Origin of the sequence: Antarctobacter aquimaris (genome assembly GCF_900184945.1) — a bacterium.
In the GTDB taxonomy this organism is placed as follows: Bacteria; Pseudomonadota; Alphaproteobacteria; order Rhodobacterales; family Rhodobacteraceae; genus Maliponia; species Maliponia aquimaris.
The window spans coordinates 168,295-187,616 of the sequence record NZ_FXYF01000008.1; the positions used below are offsets into that span (position 1 = coordinate 168,295).

14 protein-coding genes are annotated in these 19,322 nt (G+C 67.4%); 4 read left to right on the forward strand and 10 right to left on the reverse strand.

All coding sequences use genetic code 11. The annotated features are described in order from the left end of the window. Nucleotides 1-11 precede the first annotated feature (11 nt). The 5 genes from MAA8898_RS15520 to MAA8898_RS15540 form a co-directional block, all read right to left on the reverse strand. A complete protein-coding gene (locus MAA8898_RS15520; protein WP_094021941.1) occupies nucleotides 12-914 on the reverse strand; it encodes a transglutaminase family protein in 903 nt (300 codons plus the stop codon). 4 nt (nucleotides 915-918) lie between these two features. Further along, entirely contained in the window at nucleotides 919-3,318 is a 2,400-nt protein-coding gene (locus tag MAA8898_RS15525) for a circularly permuted type 2 ATP-grasp protein (RefSeq protein ID WP_094021942.1), read from the reverse strand. A 2-nt stretch (nucleotides 3,319-3,320) separates the two neighbouring features. Beyond that, entirely contained in the window at nucleotides 3,321-6,722 is a 3,402-nt protein-coding gene (locus MAA8898_RS15530) for a transglutaminase family protein (protein ID WP_094021943.1), read from the reverse strand. 228 nt (nucleotides 6,723-6,950) lie between these two features. Next, nucleotides 6,951-8,705, reverse strand: a complete 1,755-nt coding sequence (locus tag MAA8898_RS15535; protein WP_094021944.1) for a methyl-accepting chemotaxis protein — start codon at nucleotides 8,703-8,705, stop codon at nucleotides 6,951-6,953. 45 nt (nucleotides 8,706-8,750) lie between these two features. After that, the gene (locus tag MAA8898_RS15540) at nucleotides 8,751-9,323 is read right to left on the reverse strand and encodes a cache domain-containing protein (protein ID WP_094021945.1); all 573 of its coding nucleotides are present in this window, start codon (nucleotides 9,321-9,323) and stop codon (nucleotides 8,751-8,753) included. A gap of 302 nt (nucleotides 9,324-9,625) precedes the next feature. Between MAA8898_RS15540 and MAA8898_RS15545 the strand changes: the two genes are divergently transcribed. Both MAA8898_RS15545 and MAA8898_RS15550 read left to right on the forward strand, forming a co-directional pair. Further along, entirely contained in the window at nucleotides 9,626-11,164 is a 1,539-nt protein-coding gene (locus MAA8898_RS15545) for a trimethylamine methyltransferase family protein (protein WP_094021946.1), read from the forward strand. A gap of 200 nt (nucleotides 11,165-11,364) precedes the next feature. Beyond that, the gene (locus MAA8898_RS15550) at nucleotides 11,365-11,694 is read left to right on the forward strand and encodes an SMR family transporter (protein ID WP_094021947.1); all 330 of its coding nucleotides are present in this window, start codon (nucleotides 11,365-11,367) and stop codon (nucleotides 11,692-11,694) included. Nucleotides 11,695-11,755: 61 nt separating this feature from the next. Here the strand turns inward: MAA8898_RS15550 and MAA8898_RS15555 are convergent, their stop codons facing one another. Beyond that, nucleotides 11,756-12,340 (reverse strand): outer membrane protein, encoded by a 585-nt coding sequence (locus tag MAA8898_RS15555; RefSeq protein ID WP_094021948.1) that lies wholly within the window; start codon nucleotides 12,338-12,340, stop codon nucleotides 11,756-11,758. Nucleotides 12,341-12,654: 314 nt separating this feature from the next. On the opposite strand from MAA8898_RS15555, the gene typA reads away from it, so the two are divergent. Together typA and MAA8898_RS15565 are read left to right on the forward strand one after the other, a co-directional pair. Further along, nucleotides 12,655-14,475, forward strand: coding sequence for a translational GTPase TypA (typA, locus tag MAA8898_RS15560; RefSeq protein ID WP_094021949.1), 1,821 nt, complete (start codon nucleotides 12,655-12,657; stop codon nucleotides 14,473-14,475). Nucleotides 14,476-14,482: 7 nt separating this feature from the next. After that, entirely contained in the window at nucleotides 14,483-15,172 is a 690-nt protein-coding gene (locus tag MAA8898_RS15565) for a DUF6639 family protein (RefSeq protein ID WP_094021950.1), read from the forward strand. Nucleotides 15,173-15,251: 79 nt separating this feature from the next. Here the strand turns inward: MAA8898_RS15565 and MAA8898_RS15570 are convergent, their stop codons facing one another. The 4 genes from MAA8898_RS15570 to alaS all read right to left on the reverse strand — a co-directional run bounded on the left by MAA8898_RS15570 (nucleotide 15,252) and on the right by alaS (nucleotide 19,305). Continuing rightward, on the reverse strand, nucleotides 15,252-15,521 hold the full coding sequence (locus tag MAA8898_RS15570; RefSeq protein ID WP_094021951.1) for a hypothetical protein: 270 nt from the start codon (nucleotides 15,519-15,521) through the stop codon (nucleotides 15,252-15,254). A gap of 349 nt (nucleotides 15,522-15,870) precedes the next feature. Then, the gene (locus tag MAA8898_RS15575) at nucleotides 15,871-16,332 is read right to left on the reverse strand and encodes an MOSC domain-containing protein (protein WP_094022000.1); all 462 of its coding nucleotides are present in this window, start codon (nucleotides 16,330-16,332) and stop codon (nucleotides 15,871-15,873) included. Between the two features lie 5 nt (nucleotides 16,333-16,337). After that, on the reverse strand, nucleotides 16,338-16,625 hold the full coding sequence (locus tag MAA8898_RS15580; RefSeq protein ID WP_094021952.1) for a DUF1330 domain-containing protein: 288 nt from the start codon (nucleotides 16,623-16,625) through the stop codon (nucleotides 16,338-16,340). Between the two features lies 1 nt (nucleotide 16,626). Continuing rightward, nucleotides 16,627-19,305: an alanine--tRNA ligase gene (gene alaS / locus MAA8898_RS15585; protein ID WP_094021953.1), complete on the reverse strand. Its 2,679-nt coding sequence runs from the start codon at nucleotides 19,303-19,305 to the stop codon at nucleotides 16,627-16,629. Nucleotides 19,306-19,322 lie beyond the last annotated feature (17 nt).

Genomic DNA, 19,322 nt, shown 5'->3' on the forward strand with positions numbered 1-19,322 from the left:
CCTGGACCCGGTCAGCCCTCTTGCGGGCGGCCGGCCGTCTCATCGACGGGGATCATGTCGACGCTGTGAAAGGTGCTGTGCAGCCCCGAGGTGCGCAGCGTGCCCTTGACCGGGGCGACGTCGGAATAGTCCCGCCCCATGGCCACGTCGATGTGATCCGCGCCGACGCGCATGTCGTTGGTGGGGTCGATCTCGATCCAGCCGATCTCCTGCCCGCACCAGGCCCTCACCCAGGCGTGCATGGCGTCGGCCCCGGCCAGCCGCTCCTCTCCCTCGGGCGGTTCGGTGCGCAAAAAGCCCGAGACATAGCCCGCAGGCACGCCGATCCCGCGCAGCGCGGCGATCATGATGTGGCTGATGTCCTGGCAGACCCCGCGGCGGTTCTCGAAGGCGACCGCCGGGTCGGTGGTGACATCGGTCGCCGTGGGATCAAAGGCGATCTCGGCGTGCAGCGCCGCCGACAGCGCCTCAACCGCGGCCAGCACCGGCATGTCGGGGCGGGTCAGGTCCCGCGCAAAACCGGTGATCGCCGGCATCGGCGACACCCGGTCCGACACGCCCAGGAAATGGTGCGGCATGTCCGGGGCAAGCGACATGAGCTCGTTCAACTCGCGCGGCAGTTCGGACAGGGCGCAGGACAGGTCCAGCCCTCGAGGCACCTCCAGCGGCTGGATGCGCCCGGTAAAGCGGAACGCCACCGCGTCGAGCGGGGCCGTATAGGCGATCTCGGACAGCGCGTTGCCGAAGAAATCCAGCCGGTCGCGGCGCAGGTCCGGCACGGGATCGGCCTCCAGCAGGCCCGAGATCAGCCGCTGCGCCGGGTTCGACCCGGGCATCATCCGCAGGTTCATGCGGGCGGCCCCGGCCGGCTGGTCGTAGGCGTAGCGCACCGCGAGGGTCACGTCGTACAGCATCGCCCTACCCCATGTATTCGTCGTGGATGGCATCCGAGACCGACAGCAGGTCCGCCGCGATTTCGGTCAGACCGGCGCTGCCCAGGTCTTCGGGTGTGACCACCGACAGCCGCGTGTTCAGCCGCAGGATGCGCCGTTCCAGCGGGTTCAGCTGGGTCGACCGCCAGCGCCGCGGCAGGGCGGCTGTCTGGTCGCGCAGCATGGCAGCCTGGTAGATCACCGAGCGCGGGTTCTCCGGATCCAGCGCCAGCAGGTCGACCACCGTGTTGCGGTTGGTCTCGACCGAGTAGCGGCGGCGGTGGGTCATCACGCTGTCGCCGATCTCCAGCGCGGCATCCAGGCTGCCGGGTGGTGCTGTGCGGTCGGCCATCTCGGCCAGCAGCTCCGAGATCTGCACGCCGCGTTCCAGCGCCCGCCCGACCGTCAGGAACCGCCAGCCGGAAAAGCGGAACATGTTGTCGTTCACCAGGCCCGCAAACCCGGCCAGTTTGCGCAACAGCTGGCTGAGCGCCCGGGCCGAGGTGTCGCCCGGTTGCAGCGAGGGGGATACCGCGCGGGCAGACTTCTCGAGCTCCTCAAGCGCGTACCAGCCATCGTCGGAAAACCGGTCACGCACCTTGGCGGCGCAGGCGCGCGCGCGCACAAGCAGGTCGATGAAGGGATCGGGCATCGGCTCCGCCAGGTTGAACCCGCGTCCTTCGAGAAAGCCGCGCAGCTTGCCGAAGACCGGAACCGGCGTGACGCCGTGATCCTCCAGCCGCAGGTGGTAGGCGCGCAGCGTGCGGGCGGTGAAATCCGCGCGCTCGACATAGCGGCCCAGCCAGAACAGGTTGTCCGCCGCGCGCGCCGGCAGCCGCCCCGGCATCCGGCGGATGAAGGGGCCATCCTGCGGGCCGCTCAGCGTGTCGGTTTCGACCGGCGTGTCGCTGACCACCCAGACGTCCGCGACCGACCCGCCGTCCTGCATCGCCAGCGCGGTCGGGTCCTCGGTCCGCCCGATGCGGGCATAGCCGCCGGGCATCACGGTCCAGCCGTCGGCGGTGCGCACCGCAAAGACCCGCACCACCATGGGACGTGGCACCAGCCGCCCCTCGAACATCGCCGGGGTGGTCGACAGCGTCACCGCCTCCTGCCCCACCAGCTGCCCACCATTGCGCTGCAACCAGTCCAGCACGGGCGCCTTGGCATTGTCGCGGAACCGGCCCCCCAGCGCGGTGGAACTGTCGATGTCGAACGGCAGATCGGTGGACAGCGCCGGGCCGATCATCATGCGCTCCAGGTTGTCGCCGACATAGGCGCGTTCGCTTTCCTGCCCGCACCACCAGGTGGCGATGTTGGGCAGCTTCAGCGGCTCGCCCAGCAGCGCGTCGGCGATGCGCGGCATGAAGGCCATCAGCGCGCGCGCCTCCAGCACCCCCGAGCCGAGGCAGTTCAGCATCGTCACCGCGCCAGAGCGCAGCGTGCTGACCATGCCCGGCGTGCCGATGGCGGATCTTTCATCCAGTTCCAGCGGGTCGGCAAAGCGCGAATCCAGCCTGCGCCACAGCACGCTGACCGGCTCCAGCCCGCTGATGGTGCGCACCATCAGCTTGCCGTCGACGGCCACCAGATCCTCGGCCTCGAGCAGGAGAAACCCGAGATAACGCGCAATATAGGCGTGTTCGAAATAGGTGTCGGTGTTCTGCCCCGGGGTCAGGATCGCCACCTGCCCTTTTTCCGGCCCGCGCAACTGTGTCAACCGGTCCCGGAAGGTGCGAAAGAAGCCGGCCAGGCGGTGCACGTTGGCATCGGGATAAAGCTCGCTGAACACCCGCAGCGTGGCCATCCGGTTTTCCAGCGCAAAGCCGGATCCCGAGGGCGCCTGCGCCCGATCCCCCAGCACCAGCCAGCTGCCATCCGGCGACCGCCCGATCTCGAAGGCCAGAACATGCAGGAAGTTGCCCGACCGGGGCTTGATGCCGACAATGGGGCGCAGCCACTCGGCATTGCGCGCAATCAATTGCGGCGGCAACAGACCGCGTTTCACGAGGTCGGCCGGACCATAAAGATCGGCCATGACCTTTTCCAGCAGTTCCGCCCTCTGGGTGATGCCCTCGGCCAGGTCCTTCCACTCGGATTCGGCGATCAACACCGGAATATGGCTGAGCGGCCAGTCCCGCATGGTGGATTCGTCACCGGTGTAGTGGCGGTAATAAACCCCCGCGTCCTGCAGGTAGAGGTCGCCGCGTGCAAAATCCTGCGCGGTCTGTTCCGGGCTGCGGGCCGACAGATGGTCGATCAGCGGTTTCCAGACCGGCCGCAGCGTGCCGTCAGGGCGCAGCAGTTCGTCCGCCACGCCCTCGGGCGGTGCGTAGTCCTGCAGCGGTGACGGCCGCGCGGCGGCGTCCGGGTCCGTTTCGGCCATGCTCAGATCCAGGGCGCCCTGCGCAGGTCCAGCGTCATCGGAAACTCCGGGTGCGGGTGTTCGGGGGTGGGCCAGTAGGTGCCCGGAGTATGTCCCCAATTCTCGAACCGCGCCAGCCGCCGGGCATCCGCCTCATTGGTGTTGACGGGGAAGGTGTCGTAGCTGCGCCCGCCCGGGTGCGCCACGTGGTAGGTGCAGCCCCCCAGCGCCCGGCCCGACCAGGTGTCGAAGATGTCGAACACCAGCGGCGCATTGACCGGCAGGACCGGGTGCAGCGCCTCGGCGGGCTGCCAGGCCTTGAAACGCACGCCGCCCACCCGACGGCCGCTGGTGCCGGTGTCGGTCAGCGGCACCGCGCGCTGGTTGCAGCAGACGATGTAGCGCGACGGGTCCGTGGCGGTCAGCTGCACCTGCATCCGTTCGACCGAACTGTCGGTGTAGCGCACCGTGCCGCCGATGGCGCCGCGTTCGCCCATGACGTGCCAGGGCTCCAGCGCCTGCCGGACCTCCAGGCGCACGTCCCCGCAGGTGACCTCTCCGGCAAAGGGAAAGCGGAATTCGCGCTGCGCCTCGTACCAGTCGGGGTTGAGGTCGAACCCATGTTCGCGCAGGTCGCGCAGCACGTCGAGGAAGTCCGCCCAGACGAATTCGGGCAGCATGAAACGGTCGTGCAGCGTGGTGCCCCAGCGCACCGGCTTGCCCTTGACCGGGGCTTTCCACAGCCGCACCAGCAGCGCCCGCAGCAGCACCTGCTGCGCGAGACTCATGCGCGGGTCCGGCGGCATCTCGAAGCCGCGGAACTCCACCAGGCCCAGCCGGCCGGTGGGGCCGTCCGGGGAATAGAGTTTGTCGATGCAGATCTCGGCGCGGTGGGTGTTGCCGGTCACGTCAATCATGATGTTGCGCAGCAGGCGGTCCACCAGCCAGGGCGGCGGGGCAAGCCCCTCATCCGGGTCGGGGATCTGGCTCAGCGCGATTTCCAGCTCGTAGAGCGTGTCGTGCCGCGCCTCGTCGATGCGCGGCGCCTGGCTGGTCGGGCCGATGAACAGGCCCGAGAACAGGTAGCTGAGCGAGGGGTGGCGCTGCATGTAGAGGATGAGCGAGCGCAGCAGGTCCGGCCGCCGCAGGAAGGGCGAATCCAGCGTGGTCGCGCCGCCGACGACGACGTGGTTGCCGCCGCCGGTGCCGGTGTGCTTGCCGTCGATCATGAACTTGTCGGCGCCCAGGCGGCATTGGCGGGCCTCGTCGTAGACGCCGGTGGTGATCGCGACGCAGTCCTCCCAGCTGTGCGCGGGATGCACGTTGACCTCGATCACGCCCGGGTCGGGGGCGACCTTGATCTCGTTCAGGCGCGGGTCACGCGGGGGGGTGTAACCTTCGATATGCAGCGGCAGTCCCAGCGCCGCCGCGGTCTGCTCGGCGGTGGCGATCAGCTCCAAGTAATCCTCCAGCGCCTCGACCGGCGGCATGAAGAGGCACAGCTTGCCATCGCGCGGCTCGATCGCGATGGCGGTGCGCACCTCGCCGCCCTCTGGGGTGACGGTCTGTTCGCGCTGCGTCGCGGCCGCCTCGCCCAGGCGCAGGGCCGACACAGGTTGGTCCCGTCCGGGAGTGACGCCAGGCAGCGTGTCGCGCTCTTCGCGGGCGATGCGGCGCAATTCCTCGTAGAGGGCGCGGCGCGCCTCGTCGATCTCGTTGAAATCGGGCAGATCCTCGACCGGGACGGTGGGATCGGCGGGATAGGTGTACGGGTAGTCCGCCGGCCGCACGTAGGGCAGCGTGCCCAGCGGCAGGCGAAAGCCCACCGGGCTGTCGCCGGGGATCAGGAAGATGTGGCCGCGCCGGGTCTGCCATTTCTCCGACCGCCAGCCGCGGCCAAAGGCCTTCGACTGCCAGCGCTGGATCGGCAGGACAAAGCCCGCCGCCTTGTCCAGCCCGCGTTCGAAAACCCGCGCGATCCGCGCCCGCGCCTCCGGGTCCTTGAGACGCGAATCCTGCGGCGTGACGTTTTCCGGCAGCTCCGCCTCCTTCAGCACCCAAACCGCCGGGTCCTCGAAGGCGGGCAGCACGAATTCGGTGCCGATGTCCAGCGCCTTGGCAAAGCCGGTAAGAAAGCGTTCGGCATCCGCCTCGGTCGCATCCTTCGCGGTCTCACGCGCGACCAGGTCGGGGTTCTGCCAGATCGGCTTGCCGTCACGGCGCCAATACAGCGAGAAGGTCCAGCGCGGCAGAGTCTCGCCGGGGTACCACTTGCCCTGGCCGTAGTGCAGGAAACCGCCGGGCGCGAACCGGTCGCGCAGGCGGCGGATCAGCGTATCGGCCAGCGCGCGTTTCTGCGGGCCGACGGCGGCGGTGTTCCACTCATCGCTTTCGAAGTCGTCGATCGAGACAAAGGTCGGCTCGCCGCCCATGGTCAGGCGCATGTCCTGCGCCGCGATCTCGGCATCGACCTTGCGGCCGAGCGCGTCCAGCGCCTGCCAGGCCTCCTCGGAGAACGGCTTGGTGATGCGCGGATGCTCGGCGATCCGGTGCACCGTCATCTCGAACTCGAACTCGGTCCTGGTGTCCTTGTGCCCGTTGAAGCCGCCGACGATGGGGGCGGCATTGGAGAAATGCGGCGTGGCGGCCAGCGGGATGTGGCTTTCGCCGGTCAGCAGGCCGCTGGTCGGATCGAGGCCGATCCATCCCGCGCCGGGCAGGTAGACCTCGCACCAGGCGTGCAGGTCGGTGAAGTCGTGGTCGGTGCCGGAGGGGCCGTCGAGCGCCTCGAGGTCCGGCTTCAGCTGGATCAGGTAGCCCGAGACAAAACGCGCCGCAAAGCCGAGGTGGCGCAGGATGTTGACCAGCAGCCAGCTGCTGTCGCGGCACGAGCCAGAGCGTTTTTCCAGCGTCTCTTCCGGGCCCTGCACCCCGGGTTCCAGGCGGATCAGGTATTCGGTTTCCTGCTCCAGCCGGCGGTTGAGTTCGACCAGCATGTCCACCGTGACCTCGGCCTTTTTCGGCGCGCTGTCGACCCAGGTCTTGAGCAGCGGGGTCAGCGGCCCGGTCTTGCGGTAGACCTTGAGGTCCTCGGCGATCTCTGCGGGGTAGTCGAAGGGGTAGGCACGCGCGGACTCGTCCACGAAGAAGTCGAAGGGGTTGTAAACCGTCATGTCGGCGACAAGGTCGACATCGATCCGGAATTCGGTCACCGGTTCGGGAAAGACGAAACGCGCCAGCCAGTTGCCGTAGATGTCCTGCTGGTGGTTCACGAAATGCCCGCCCGGGCTGACCTTCAGCGAATGGCTAATGACCCTGGTTCGGCTGTGCGGTGCCGGGCGCAGGCGCACGATCTGCGGTGAAAGCATGACCGGGCGGTCGTACTTGTAGTGCGTGAGATGCCGAATGCTTGCGGTGATCGCCATGACTGTCCCGGATGTCGCCTGTTCCCCCTCACAGAACCCCCGCCGCCGGGCGATGTAAACCCGGCGGCGCTGGCAGAGGGCAATCGGAATCACAATGCCGCTTCGCGGTGACAGCTTTTCGGCAGATCAGCCTGTTTCGGCATCGCTCGGAGCGCGATCCCCTGTCCAGGGGCGCAGGCAGCGGTGTGCGTTGCGCCCCTGGGCATGGATTGCGTCGCTGGACACGGATCAGGCGGCGCGCGCCTTTTTCTGCGGTTTGCCGTCGCCGGCTTTCGCGCTTTCCGCCGCCGGCGTGGTGACAAAGCGCCCGACCGTCTGCGAGAGGGTTCCGGCATGGTTGCGCATCAGGTGGGCGGAGGCGGTCGCCTCTTCGACCATCGCCGCGTTCTGCTGTGTCACGCGGTCGAGGTTGGAGATGCCGACGTTGATCTCCTGCAGGCCCTGTGCCTGTTCACCGGCGCTGTTGGCAATGCCGGACACGGCGTCCGAGACATCCGCGACCTTGGCCAGCACTTCCTGCAGGGCGCCCCCGGCTTCCTCGACCAGCTTCACGCCGGACTGCACCTGTTCGCCCGCGCCGATGATCAGGTCCTTGATCTGCTGGGCGGCGGCGGCGCTGCGCTGTGCCAGACCGCGCACCTCGGTGGCGACCACGGCAAATCCCTTGCCCGACTCCCCGGCGCGCGCGGCCTCGACCCCGGCGTTCAGCGCCAGAAGGTTGGTCTGGAAGGCGATGTCGTCGATGACGCTGGTGATCTCGCTGATCTGTTCCGAGGATTTCTCGATCGCGCCCATGGCTTCGATCGCGGATTTCATCACCTCGCCGTTGCGCCGGGCGATGTCGCGCGTGTCCCGCACCTGCGCATCGGCACGCTGAGCGTTCTCGGCGGCAGCGCTGACGCTGCCCAGCAGTTCCTCCAGCGCGGCGGCGGATTGCTCCAGCGTGGCGGCCTGGGTCTCGGTCCGGCGCGACAGGTCATCCGACGCGGCGGCGATCTGGTTGGCGTTGTCGAGCAGGCTTCCGGCGCTGTCGGCGACCTCGTCGATCACCCGTCGCAGGTGGCTGACGGCCCGGTTGTAGTTGTCGCGCAACGCCTTGTATTCCGGTGGGAACTCGGCCTGGATCTCGCGGTTGAGCACGCCGTCGGCGAGCGTGTCGAGCGCCGCGCCAAGATGCCGGACCATTTCCGCCTGTTGCTGCATGGCCTCGGCGCGGGCTGCTTCGGCGGCGCGGGCCTGGCGCAGCGCGTCGGTCAGCAGGTCCATGTGCCGCCCGATGGTGCCGAATTCGTCCAGGCGCCCCTGCATCCCGTGATCGCTGTCATAGTCCCCCTGCGAGATGACGCGGATCGCCGATGTCACCTGCGCAAGCGGCCGGCCAAGACTGCGTTGCAGCAGCCAGAGGGTCAGCCCGACCATCACCGCGAAGACCAGCGCCGCCGTCAGCACCATGCGCCGCTTGTCCGCCGCGACCCCGGCAAGGGCCGTTTCGGCGCTGAAGCCCATGGCAACCGCGCCGATCACCGGCCCGTCGACACTGGCGAGCACGGGTTCGGCCACCAGCAACCCCTGGCGGGCCACCTGCCTTGCCTGTGCCTGCACCGCGTCGCGGGCCAGGGTTCCGATTTCCTCGATCAGTTCGGGATCATCGCCGAGGCTGGCCAACAGCACACCATCGCCGTCGAGGACCACCATGGCGCGCCCGTTATCACCGGCGGCGGCCATGGCCCCCGCCAGTTCCTCTTCGACCTTGGGCAAGGCCTTGAAGCGGATCGGCTTGACCATGGCATCGGCCGACAGCACCGCGGACTTGGTCGCAAGCTCCACGACCCCCGACACCGCGAGGCTGTCGATCACCCGGCTTGCCTGCACCGACAGAAGGCCGGCCACCACCACCGTGGTGACCGCCATGATCGCGGCGCATCGGACAAACACCGAATGCAGACCTGACCGCCGTCCTGGATTGCCGTCTTTTCTTGCCATCTGCCCGCTCCTTGACCGTTGCTGTGCTGTTTCGAGGCCGCGCCCTTACATCAGGGTTTCGGCATCGATGCCGACGGTCATCGCGCCGATCGGCGCGCCGCTGGCCGGATCGGTGATGGTGACGGAAATCTGCGCCTGGTAGGTCTGGCTCGACTCGTCGAACTCGATCTCGCCGAAGTGCACGGCGCCCGCTCCCTTGGGATAGGTTTCCTGGAACTTGGCCTCGTCGCCCTGCCAGTAATCCGAGGTCGCGCCCGAGGCGGCAACGTTGAGGCCATGCGCGTCCATGATGAAGACCTCGGTGATCATGCCGTCGCTGGCCTCGATCCGGCTGCGCAGGAAATCGGCGGCGGCGTTGATCAGAACGGCGTCGATCATGGCCGAAGACCCGGTTCCGACCTCGGCGCGCCAGGTCAGGTCCAGCGCGTCGATCTGCGCGGCGTCATAGCCCGCGGTCCGCACGTTCTGGGCCCTGATCGCATCGACGATCACGGCGTCCTGCGCCCAGGTCAGGATTTCGCTGTTCACGTAGGCTTGCATCGCGGCATGCGGTTCGACCGCCATGGCATGGGGGGCTGCGGCGATCAGGGCCGCCGAGAGCAGGAAGGCGCGGTTCATCAGATGTCTCCGGTGTTGGAAAAGGATCGCCAGACCCTACGCACGGCGGATTTACACGCGCTTAACAGCCTGTAAAATTGACCCTATTCTTGCCCTGGCGGCAAATGCGACATGGCGTCGTTTTCGGCGCAGACTCGGGGCCCGGGCTGCAACACTGTGCCGCGCATGATCCCGGACCATGTAGCCATCTGCTTGATTCTACACGTCATCGGGGCACGCAGGGGGCGTGCCGCGCGCGGGCGGCCGTAGGCTGCGCAAACGCCGTCCCCTCCCTGATCGACATCCGTACTGGAGCCCACCTCATGACCGCCCCCCTATCCCGCCGCAGTGGCGGCCGCGCTGCCCGTGTCGCCTCGCGCGCGGCCGCCCTCTCCGATGATGTCCGCCCGGTCCGTGCCGGCCTGAGCGGCGGCACCTACCGGCCGCTGTCGGACGCCGACGTGCTGCGCATCCACGAAACCGCCCTGCGCGCGCTGGAGGAGATCGGCCTCGCCGGAGCGCCCGCTTCGGGCGTCGAGATCCTGACCGGCGCCGGAGCGCTGCTGGGCGACGACGGGCGCATCCGCTTTCCCCGCGCGTTGGTCGAGGACATGCTGGCCAAGGCCGCGCGCGACATCACCCTGTTCGGCCGCGATCCGCGCCACGACCTGCACCTGTCCGGCCAGCGCGTGCATTTCGGCACCGCCGGCGCGGCGGTCAACATGGTGGACGTGGACGGGCGCAATTACCGCGACAGCCTGCTACAGGACCTGCACGACGCCGCGCGGATCGCGCATGTGCTGGACAACATCCACTTTCTGCAACGCCCCATGGTGGCGCGCGATGTCACCAACAACCTGGAGATGGACCTCAACACCATCTACGCCTGCTGCGCCGGCACGTCGAAACACGTGGGCACCTCGTTCTCGGACCCCTCGCATGTGGCCGAAGGCTTTGAACTCCTGCACATGATCGCGGGTGGCGAAGACGGCTGGCGTGCACGGCCCTTCGTGTCGAATTCGAACTGCTTTGTTGTGCCGCCGATGCGCTTTGCCACCGAAAGCTGCGAGACGATGGAGTCCTGCATCCGCGCCGGGATGCCGGTCCTGCTGCTGAGCGCCGGCATGGCCGGGGCGACCGCGCCGTCGACCGTGGCGGGCGCCATCGTGCAGGCGGTGGCCGAGTGCCTGGCCGGGATCGTCTACGTCAACGCCATGGTGCCGGGGCATCCGGCGATCTTCGGCACCTGGCCCTTCGGCCTCGACCTGCGCAGCGGGGCGATGACCGTGGGCTCGGGCGAACAGGCGCTGCTCACGGCGGGCTGCGCGCAGATGCACGCCTTTTACGGCCTGCCCGGCGGCGCGGCGGCGGGCGCCTGCGATTCCAAGCTGCCGGACATGCAGGCCGGGTGGGAGCAGATGTGTTCCAACGTCATGGCCGGGCTGTCGGGGCTGAACATGGTCTACGAGGCGGCGGGAATGCATGCCTCGTTGCTCGGCTTCTGCCACGAAAGCCTGATCCTTGGTGACGACCTGATCGGCCAGGCACTGCGCTGCGTGCGCGGCATCGAGGTGGACGACGAGACGATGGCCCTGGAACAGATGCGCGAGGTCTGCCTCGGCGGACCCGGGCATTACCTGGGCACCGACGTCACCCTGGGCCGGATGCAGCGCGACCACGTCTACCCCGCGCTGGGCGACCGTAGTTCGCCCAAGGAATGGGAAGAAAAAGGCAAGCCGGACCTGTTGAAAAAGGCCACCGCGCGCAAGGAGGCGATCCTTGCGACCCGCAGCGCGGCCCGCTTCGACCCGGTGACCGACGCGGCAATCCGCAAGCGGTTCCGCATCCACCTGCCCGCCTAGACCGGTACGGCGCCGCCCCGCCGGTGACCGGCGGGGCCTCCGTCATATCCACGCTTGGCCCCTTCGGGTGCCTGGCGGGACGCCACCACGGGCGCCCAAGCCGCTTCCAAGCGGCTTTTTCCCGCCCGCGCCGCCCTCACGGGCTTGCCGCGCCGCCGCAACCCGCCTACCCCACGTGTCGACCCCGACCGGAGTGCGCCATGCCCTACCTGATCCTTGCCCTGGCCGTGCTGGCCGAAACCATCGGCACCACGGCGCTCCAGGCCAGCCAGCAGTTCACCCGCGCCCTGCCCACGACGATCACGGTCGTCGCCTATGCCGCCGCCTTCTACCTGCTGGGCATCGCGCTGAAGTATTTCCCCGTCGGCATCGCCTATGCCATCTGGTCCGGCCTTGGCATCGTGCTGATCGCCGTGATCGGCCTCACTGTCTTCGGCCAGAGGCTGGACATGCCCGCGGTGCTGGGCATGGCGATGATCCTGGCGGGCATCCTGGTGATCCACCTCTTTTCCAACGCCACGCCGCACTGAACAAAAGAACCCCCGGGAGTGCTCTCCCGAGGGTCCATGCCGTGTTCACGTCAGCCGCAGGTCAGAAGCGGAAGGTCGCCCGCAGCGAATAGGTCTGCGCATCCGCGTCGACGCCCGTGCCGCCGATGTCGTCAAAGCTGTGCGCGAGCGCCTCGCCACCAATCGTGAAGCGGTCGTTGACCTTGTATTCCATGCCGACGCCGCCGACCGGGCCGGTCGCATCGCCCAGCGAGGTGTCGATCCGCGCCGCGCCGGCGGTGCCGTAGATCAGCGTGCGGCCCGCGTCATAGCCCGCGCGCAGCTTCAGCCGGGTCACGTTGTCCACGTCGACGCCGCCGATCGTGAAGTCGTTGCCGGCCTGGTATTCGAGTTCGCCACCCACCACGAGGCGGCCAAAGTCGTAGTCATAGCCGCCGTAGAGGCCATAGACGCCACCGCTTTGCACGGCGTTGCCCGCCTGGGCGTTCAGGTTGCCAAAGCTGAGACCGACATAGGGGCCGGTCCAGTCGCCGGTGACGGGCTGCGCGACCGGCACCACCGGCGCCATCGGAGCCGGCTCGACCGGTGTCGCTTCGTAGTTGCCGGCAAAGGCGGGTGCGGCGCCGAGGCCCGCGATGGCGATCAGGGAAAGAATGCTCGTTTTCATGACTGTCTCCTTGTCGTGACGGTCCCGCGCGCCGATTGGCGTCGCGGTTCTGAGCCGCATGTGGCGACCCGTGACAGGGTTTCAACGGGCCAGCACGCCGCAGGTTCCCCCTGCCCGCCCCTTCCGCAACGGCAGCGGCCAAAGCCTGCTGATCGTCCCTGCCCGACCGGCCATAAGCCGCCGGTTCCCGCCGCACCTCGCTTTGTCGTGATGCGTCCCGGCCTTGCAACGATGGCCGATGCGGTACATTTGCGCTGGTCTTTTGAGCCGGTCCCGGCTAGGTCCGCGCCAACTCCGATCAAAGGAAACATTCCATGGATTTGCGCAACGTCGCGATCATCGCTCACGTTGACCACGGCAAGACGACGCTGGTGGACGAACTGCTGAAACAATCCGGTGCCTTCCGCGCCAACCAGGCCGTGGCGGAACGCGCCATGGACTCCAACGACCTCGAGCGCGAACGCGGGATCACCATCCTGGCCAAGTGTACCTCGGTCGAATGGAAGGGCACGCGGATCAACATCGTCGACACCCCCGGCCACGCCGATTTCGGCGCCGAGGTGGAGCGCATCCTGTCGATGGTCGACGGGGTCGTGCTGCTGGTGGACGCCGCCGAAGGACCGATGCCACAGACCAAATTCGTGACCTCTAAGGCGCTGGCGCTGGGCCTGCGCCCGATCGTCGTGCTGAACAAGGTCGACAAGCCCGACGCCGAGCCGGACCGCGCCCTGAACGAGGTCTTTGACCTGTTCTCGGCACTCGAGGCGGACGACGACCAGCTGGATTTTCCGCATCTCTACGCCTCCGGCCGCTCGGGCTGGTGCGACGCCGAGCTGGACGGCCCGCGCAAGAACCTCGACGCACTGTTCAAGCTGATCATCAACCACGTCCCGCGCCCGAAGCAGATCAAGCACATCAACGAGGATTTCCGGATGCTGGCGACGACGCTGGGCGCCGATCCCTTTGTCGGGCGCATCCTGACCGGCCGGGTGGAATCCGGCCACGTCAAGGTGGGCCAGACGGTGCAGGCGATCAGCCGCATCGGCCAGAAGATCGAACAATTCCGCCTGACCAAGATCACCGCCTTCCGCGGGCTGGCGCCCCAGGACATCGAAGAGGCGCAGGCCGGCGACATCGTCAGCCTGGCCGGCATGTCCAAGGCGACCGTGGCCGACACCATCTGCGCGCTGGCCGTCGACACCCCGATCGAGGCGCAGCCGATCGACCCGCCGACCATCACCGTCACCTTCGGCATCAACGACAGCCCGCTGGCGGGCCGCGACGGAAAGAAGGTCCAGAGCCGGGTGATCCGCGACCGCCTGTACAAGGAGGCCGAAAGCAACGTCGCCATCCGCATCAAGGACACCCCCGGCGGCGATGCCTTCGAGGTCTCCGGCCGCGGCGAACTGCAGATGGGCGTGCTGATCGAGAACATGCGCCGCGAGGGGTTCGAGCTGTCGATCTCGCGCCCGCAGGTGATCATGAAGGAAGACGAGAACGGCAAGATGCTGGAGCCCATCGAGGAAGCCACCATCGACGTCGACGACGATTATTCCGGCGCGGTCATCGAAAAGCTGACCGGCGTGCGCAAGGGCGAGCTGGTGGACATGCGCCCCTCGGGCGCGGGCAAGACGCGGATCATCGCGCATGTGCCGTCGCGCGGGCTGATCGGCTACCACGGCGAATTCCTGACCGACACCCGTGGCACCGGCGTGCTGAACCGCGTGTTCCACGGCTGGGCGCCGCACAAGGGGCCGATCCCGGGCCGCCGTGCCGGCGTGCTGATCTCGATGGAGGACGGCGAAGCGGTGGCCTACGCGTTGTGGAACCTCGAAGAGCGTGGCAAGATGTTCGTCGAACCGCAGGAAAAGGTCTACCAGGGCATGATCATCGGCGAGCATTCGCGCGACAATGACCTTGAAGTGAACCCGCTCAAGGGCAAGAAGCTGACCAACGTACGCGCCTCCGGCACGGACGAGGCGGTGCGCCTGACGCCGATCTCGCGCATGACGCTGGAACAGGCCATCGCCTACATCAACGACGACGAACTGGTCGAGGTCACGCCCAACGCGATCCGGCTGCGCAAGCGCTATCTCGACCCGCACGAGCGCAAGCGCATGTCGCGCGCGGGCTGAGCCCGGCTTGGCGCGGCGTCCGGGCCTCACGGGGGTGACGGCGGGGCTGGTTCTCGCCGCCCTGTGGTGGGGGCCGGGCACCGCGCAACACCCCTGCGACAACGGCCTGGTCACCGTCCGCAGTGAATATCCCAACCTGGTCGGACAGGTCTGCGACGCCGCCGACCGCGCGTTCGACATCTTCGCCGACTGTGGCGCGGGTCTGCCGGACACCGTGGTGGTTCGGACGGAACAAGAGATCCTGGGCAATTGCCTGGGCCTGTTTCACTGTGGCAAGGTGATCGTCGAAGTGCTGACGCCCGAGGCGATCCGCGACACGGTGGAACCTGACGGGCTCTATGGGCACATCGCGCCGGACGAGATGTTCGAAAGCATCGTGATCCACGAACTCACCCACGCGCTATATGACGGCACCCCCTGCACCGCCGAGTTCACCGAGTGTTTCGTGACCAGCGAGTATCTCGCTTACGCGCTTCAGTTCGAGGCGCTTTCCCAGGAGGCCCGGGCGCCCTGGCTGGAACAGTTCGACCCGCAGGTCCCCGTCAGCCGCGACGCGATCTCCCTGGGAATGCTGATGCTCAGGAACGACGATTTCGCCCTCAGTGCCTGGGCCCATCTGACCCAGCGCGAGGACCGCTGCGACTGGATCAATGGCATTCTCGACGGCGATATCGTCTTTACCCGTCCGCAATACTGACAGTGCAAAGCCGGACCGGCGACAATGAAAAAGGCGCGGGGTGGCAGTCCCCGCGCCTTTCTGGTTCTTGGTCAGCAGATCAGTGCTTGCAGGCGGCCTTGCGGGCGACGTAGTAGCCCTCCTTGTCGAGGTGCTTGTCCTCCTTGTAGACGGCCGGGTAGTAGACCTTGACCATCTGGCCATTCTTCCATTCCCACTCGGTATGGGCGGCCATGATCAGCGTCTGCGAGTACTTGTACTTGGCAGGGACCCAAACCTTGTCGTAGCAGGCCACCACTTGGCTTTCCCACGCAAATGCGGGTGCCGCGATGGCGGTTGCAAGGATTGCGCCAGCAAGAATCTTTTTCATGATTTTCTCCCAAGAAATTGAAGGTACTTGAACTTTAGCCAACAAAGTCCGGGCGGCGCGACAGGAATTCCTGACTTGTTGGGGCAAATTTCGGCTAACTCCCCATTTTCCTGCTGGATTCGCAGATTCTGTGGTGGAGGTGCCATAGTTTTGCAACGGTCCAGCACGAAGATGAACCGACCGTATTTTCGTATTCGGAAACTATTCCTGACAACGGAAATTCTGACTGCAAAGTTCGAGATCGCACGCAACTTCGCACGAATCAGTCTGCGGAAAAAGACGGCCTTTCCGGTCCGGCAGGAGCTTGCCCAAACGTCCGGAATGGCGGGCGAAAAGATGCCGAAGGTGATCAGCTTTCCGGCCGAACCGCATCGCCCGGCGAAATCCCGCCGCCGTCAACCACGGTGCAACACCAGCCGCCATGACCGCGCATCGCGGTATAGCCGCCCGGTCCCATCAGCGTCTCCATCCGCGAACAGGGCGCGCAGGGGCCGGTGATGCGCAGCCGCACCTCGCCGATCCGCAGGTCGACCTCGCGCAGCGCCGCCAGGTTGATGCCGGAAATGACAAGGTTGCGGCGCAGGTCCGCGGCGGTGATCCAGTCCGCGCCGGACAGCGCGGCGATCACCGGCAGGTGTTCGGCCTGGATCAGCGTCACGGCCCGCTTGCCGCTGCGGCCATGATCGCCGGTCAGACCCTCGGCCGTGATCTCGGCCCGGTCGACCGACACCAACGGCGCCAGGCGCGCTGGCCGCAGACCGATCCAGTCGAGCCGCCCCGGCCCCGCAAAGGACCGCAGCAGCTCGGCCATCGGGATCACTCGGTGATCTCGACCACCAGCAGTTCGCGCTCGGAGGCGCCGCGCGCATGGCTCAGTGCCGCCTGGTAGGCGTCCGAATTGTAACACTCCACCGCCGCCTCGACCGAGGGAAAGCGCGCGACCACGTTGCGCGGCCGTTCCTTGCCTTCGAGCTGCACGAAGCGCCCGCCGCGGGCGATGAAGGTGCCGCCATGCGCGGCGATGGCCGGGCCGGCCAATTGAGCATACTTGCCATAGGCCTCGGCGTCGGTGACGGTGACGTGGGCGATCCAGAGTGCGGGCATGTCAGTGTCCTCCAATGACGGCTTCGGCGGCCTTGATGGCGGCTTCTGCATTGTCGACAGACGCGCCGCCGCCCTGCGCCATGTCGGGACGGCCACCGCCACCCTTGCCCCCCAGTTCGGCGACCGCGGCCTTGACCAGGTCCACCGCCGACAGCGTGTCTTTCAGATCGTCGGTCACGCCGGCAGCTACCGCCGCCTTGCCGCCCGCATCCGCGATCAGCAGTACCGCGCCCGAGCCGATCCGCCCCTTGTGGTCGTCGATCAGCGGCGGCAGATCCTTGCCGGTCACGCCGGTCAGCACCTGGGCCAGGAACTTCACGCCGTTGATCTCGCGCGTGTCGGCACCGCCGCCCTTGCCCGCGCCGCCGGCCATGGCCAGCTCGCGGCGCAGCTGCGCGACCTCGGATTCCAGCCGCTTGCGCTCGTCCAGCAGTGCGCGCACCCGGGCGGACACGTCCTGCACCCCGGTCTTGAGCACGCCGGCCACTTCGGACAGCCGCTGATCCTGAAGGCTCAGGTGCTCCAGCGCCGCCGCGCCGGTCAGCGCCTCGATCCGGCGCACGCCCGCGCTGGATGCGCTGTCGCCCAGCATGACAAACAGCCCGATGTCGCCGGTCTGGCTGACATGGGTGCCGCCGCACAGCTCGATCGACCAGGTCTGGCCGTCGGTCCCCTTGCCCGAGCCATGCTTGATCCCCATCGAGACCACGCGCACCTCGTCGCCGTATTTCTCACCGAACAGGGCCTGGGCGCCGATGGCGCGGGCGTCGTCCGGCGTCATGATCCGCGTGCTCACCGGCGCGTTCTGGCGGATGAAGGCGTTCACCTCGCGCTCGACCCGCGTCAACTCATCGGACGACAGCGCGTGGCCGTGGCTGAAGTCGAACCGCAGCCGGTCCGGCGCATTGAGCGAACCGCGCTGCGCCACATGATCGCCAAGCGCCTCGCGCAGCGCCTCGTGCAGCAGGTGGGTGGCCGAGTGATTGGCCCGGATCGCCGACCGGCGCCCGTGATCCACCTCCAGTTGCAGCGCGTCCCCCTTGCGCAGGGTGCCGCGGTCCACCTTGACGTTGTGCGCATAGACCCTGCCGCCGGCCATCTTCTGCGTGTCGGTGACGGTGGCGCTCTCGTCCTCGTTCTCGAGACGGCGCAGCCAGCCGGTGTCGCCCACCTGGCCGCCGGCCTCGGCGTAGAACGGCGTCTGGTTCAGCACGACCCAGCCGGTCTGGCCCGCGGCCAGGCTGTCGACCAGCGCGCCAACGGCGACCAGCGCCAACACCTGGCCTTCGGCGGTCTCGGTGTCATAGCCCAGGAAATCGGTTGCGCCATGCTTGTCGGCGATGTCGAACCAGACGGTCGCATCCGCCGCCTCGCCCGACCCGGACCAGGCGGCGCGCGCCCGCGCCTTCTGCTCCGCCATGGCGGCGTTGAAGCCGTCCACGTCCACCGCGCGGCTCTTTTCGCGCAACGCGTCCTGCGTCAGGTCCAGCGGGAAACCAAAGGTGTCATACAGCTTGAAGGCTGCCGCGCCCGGCAGCGGCGCATCCTCGGGCAGGCCGGCCAGTTCCTCGTCCAGCAGCTTCAGCCCGCGGTCCAGCGTCGCCTTGAAACGCGTCTCTTCCGAGCGCAGCGTCTCCTCGATCAGCGCCTTGGCGCGGCTGAGTTCCGGGTAGGCCTGCCCCATCTGGCGCACCAGCGCGGGCACCAGCCGGTGCATCAGCGGATCCTGCGCGCCCAGCAGGTGGGCATGGCGCATGGCGCGGCGCATGATCCGGCGCAACACGTAGCCGCGCCCGTCATTGGAGGGCATGACGCCATCGGCGATCAGGAAGGAGGTCGACCGCAGGTGGTCCGCGATCACCCGGTGGTGCATCTTGCCCGGACCGTCCGGGTCGACGCTGGTGGCGTCGGCGCTGGCCTCGATCAGGCTGCGCATCAGGTCGGTGTCGTAGTTGTCATGTTTGCCCTGCAACAGCGCGCCGATCCGCTCCAGCCCCATGCCAGTGTCGATCGACTGCATGTCGAGCGCCTTCATCGAGCCGTCCTCGAACTGCTCGTTCTGCATGAAGACGACGTTCCAGATCTCGATGAACCGGTCGCCATCTTCCTCGGGCGATCCGGGCGGACCGCCCCAGATGTGGTCGCCGTGGTCGTAGAAGATCTCGGTGCAGGGACCGCAGGGGCCGGTCGGGCCCATCTGCCAGAAGTTGTCCGAGGTGGCGATGCGGATGATCCGGTCCTCCGGCACGCCGACCTTCTTCCAGATCTCGAAGGCCTCGTCGTCGGTGTGGTAGATCGTCGTCATCAGCCTCTTGGGGTCGATTCCGAATTCCCTGGTCACCAGTTCCCAGGCAAAGGGGATCGCTTCTTTCTTGAAATAGTCGCCAAAGGAGAAATTCCCCAGCATTTCAAAGAAGGTGTGGTGGCGCGCGGTATAGCCGACGTTGTCGAGGTCGTTGTGCTTGCCGCCCGCGCGGACGCATTTCTGCGAGGTCGTCGCTCGCACGTAATCGCGCCGTTCGACCCCGGTGAACAGGTTCTTGAACTGCACCATCCCCGAGTTGACGAACATCAGCGTCGGGTCGTTGCGCGGCACCAGCGGCGAGGAGGCCACCACCTGGTGTCCCTGCTTTTCGAAATAGGTGAGAAAGGTCGAGCGGATGTCGTTCAGGCTTGCCATGTCGGGCCTCTTCGCGG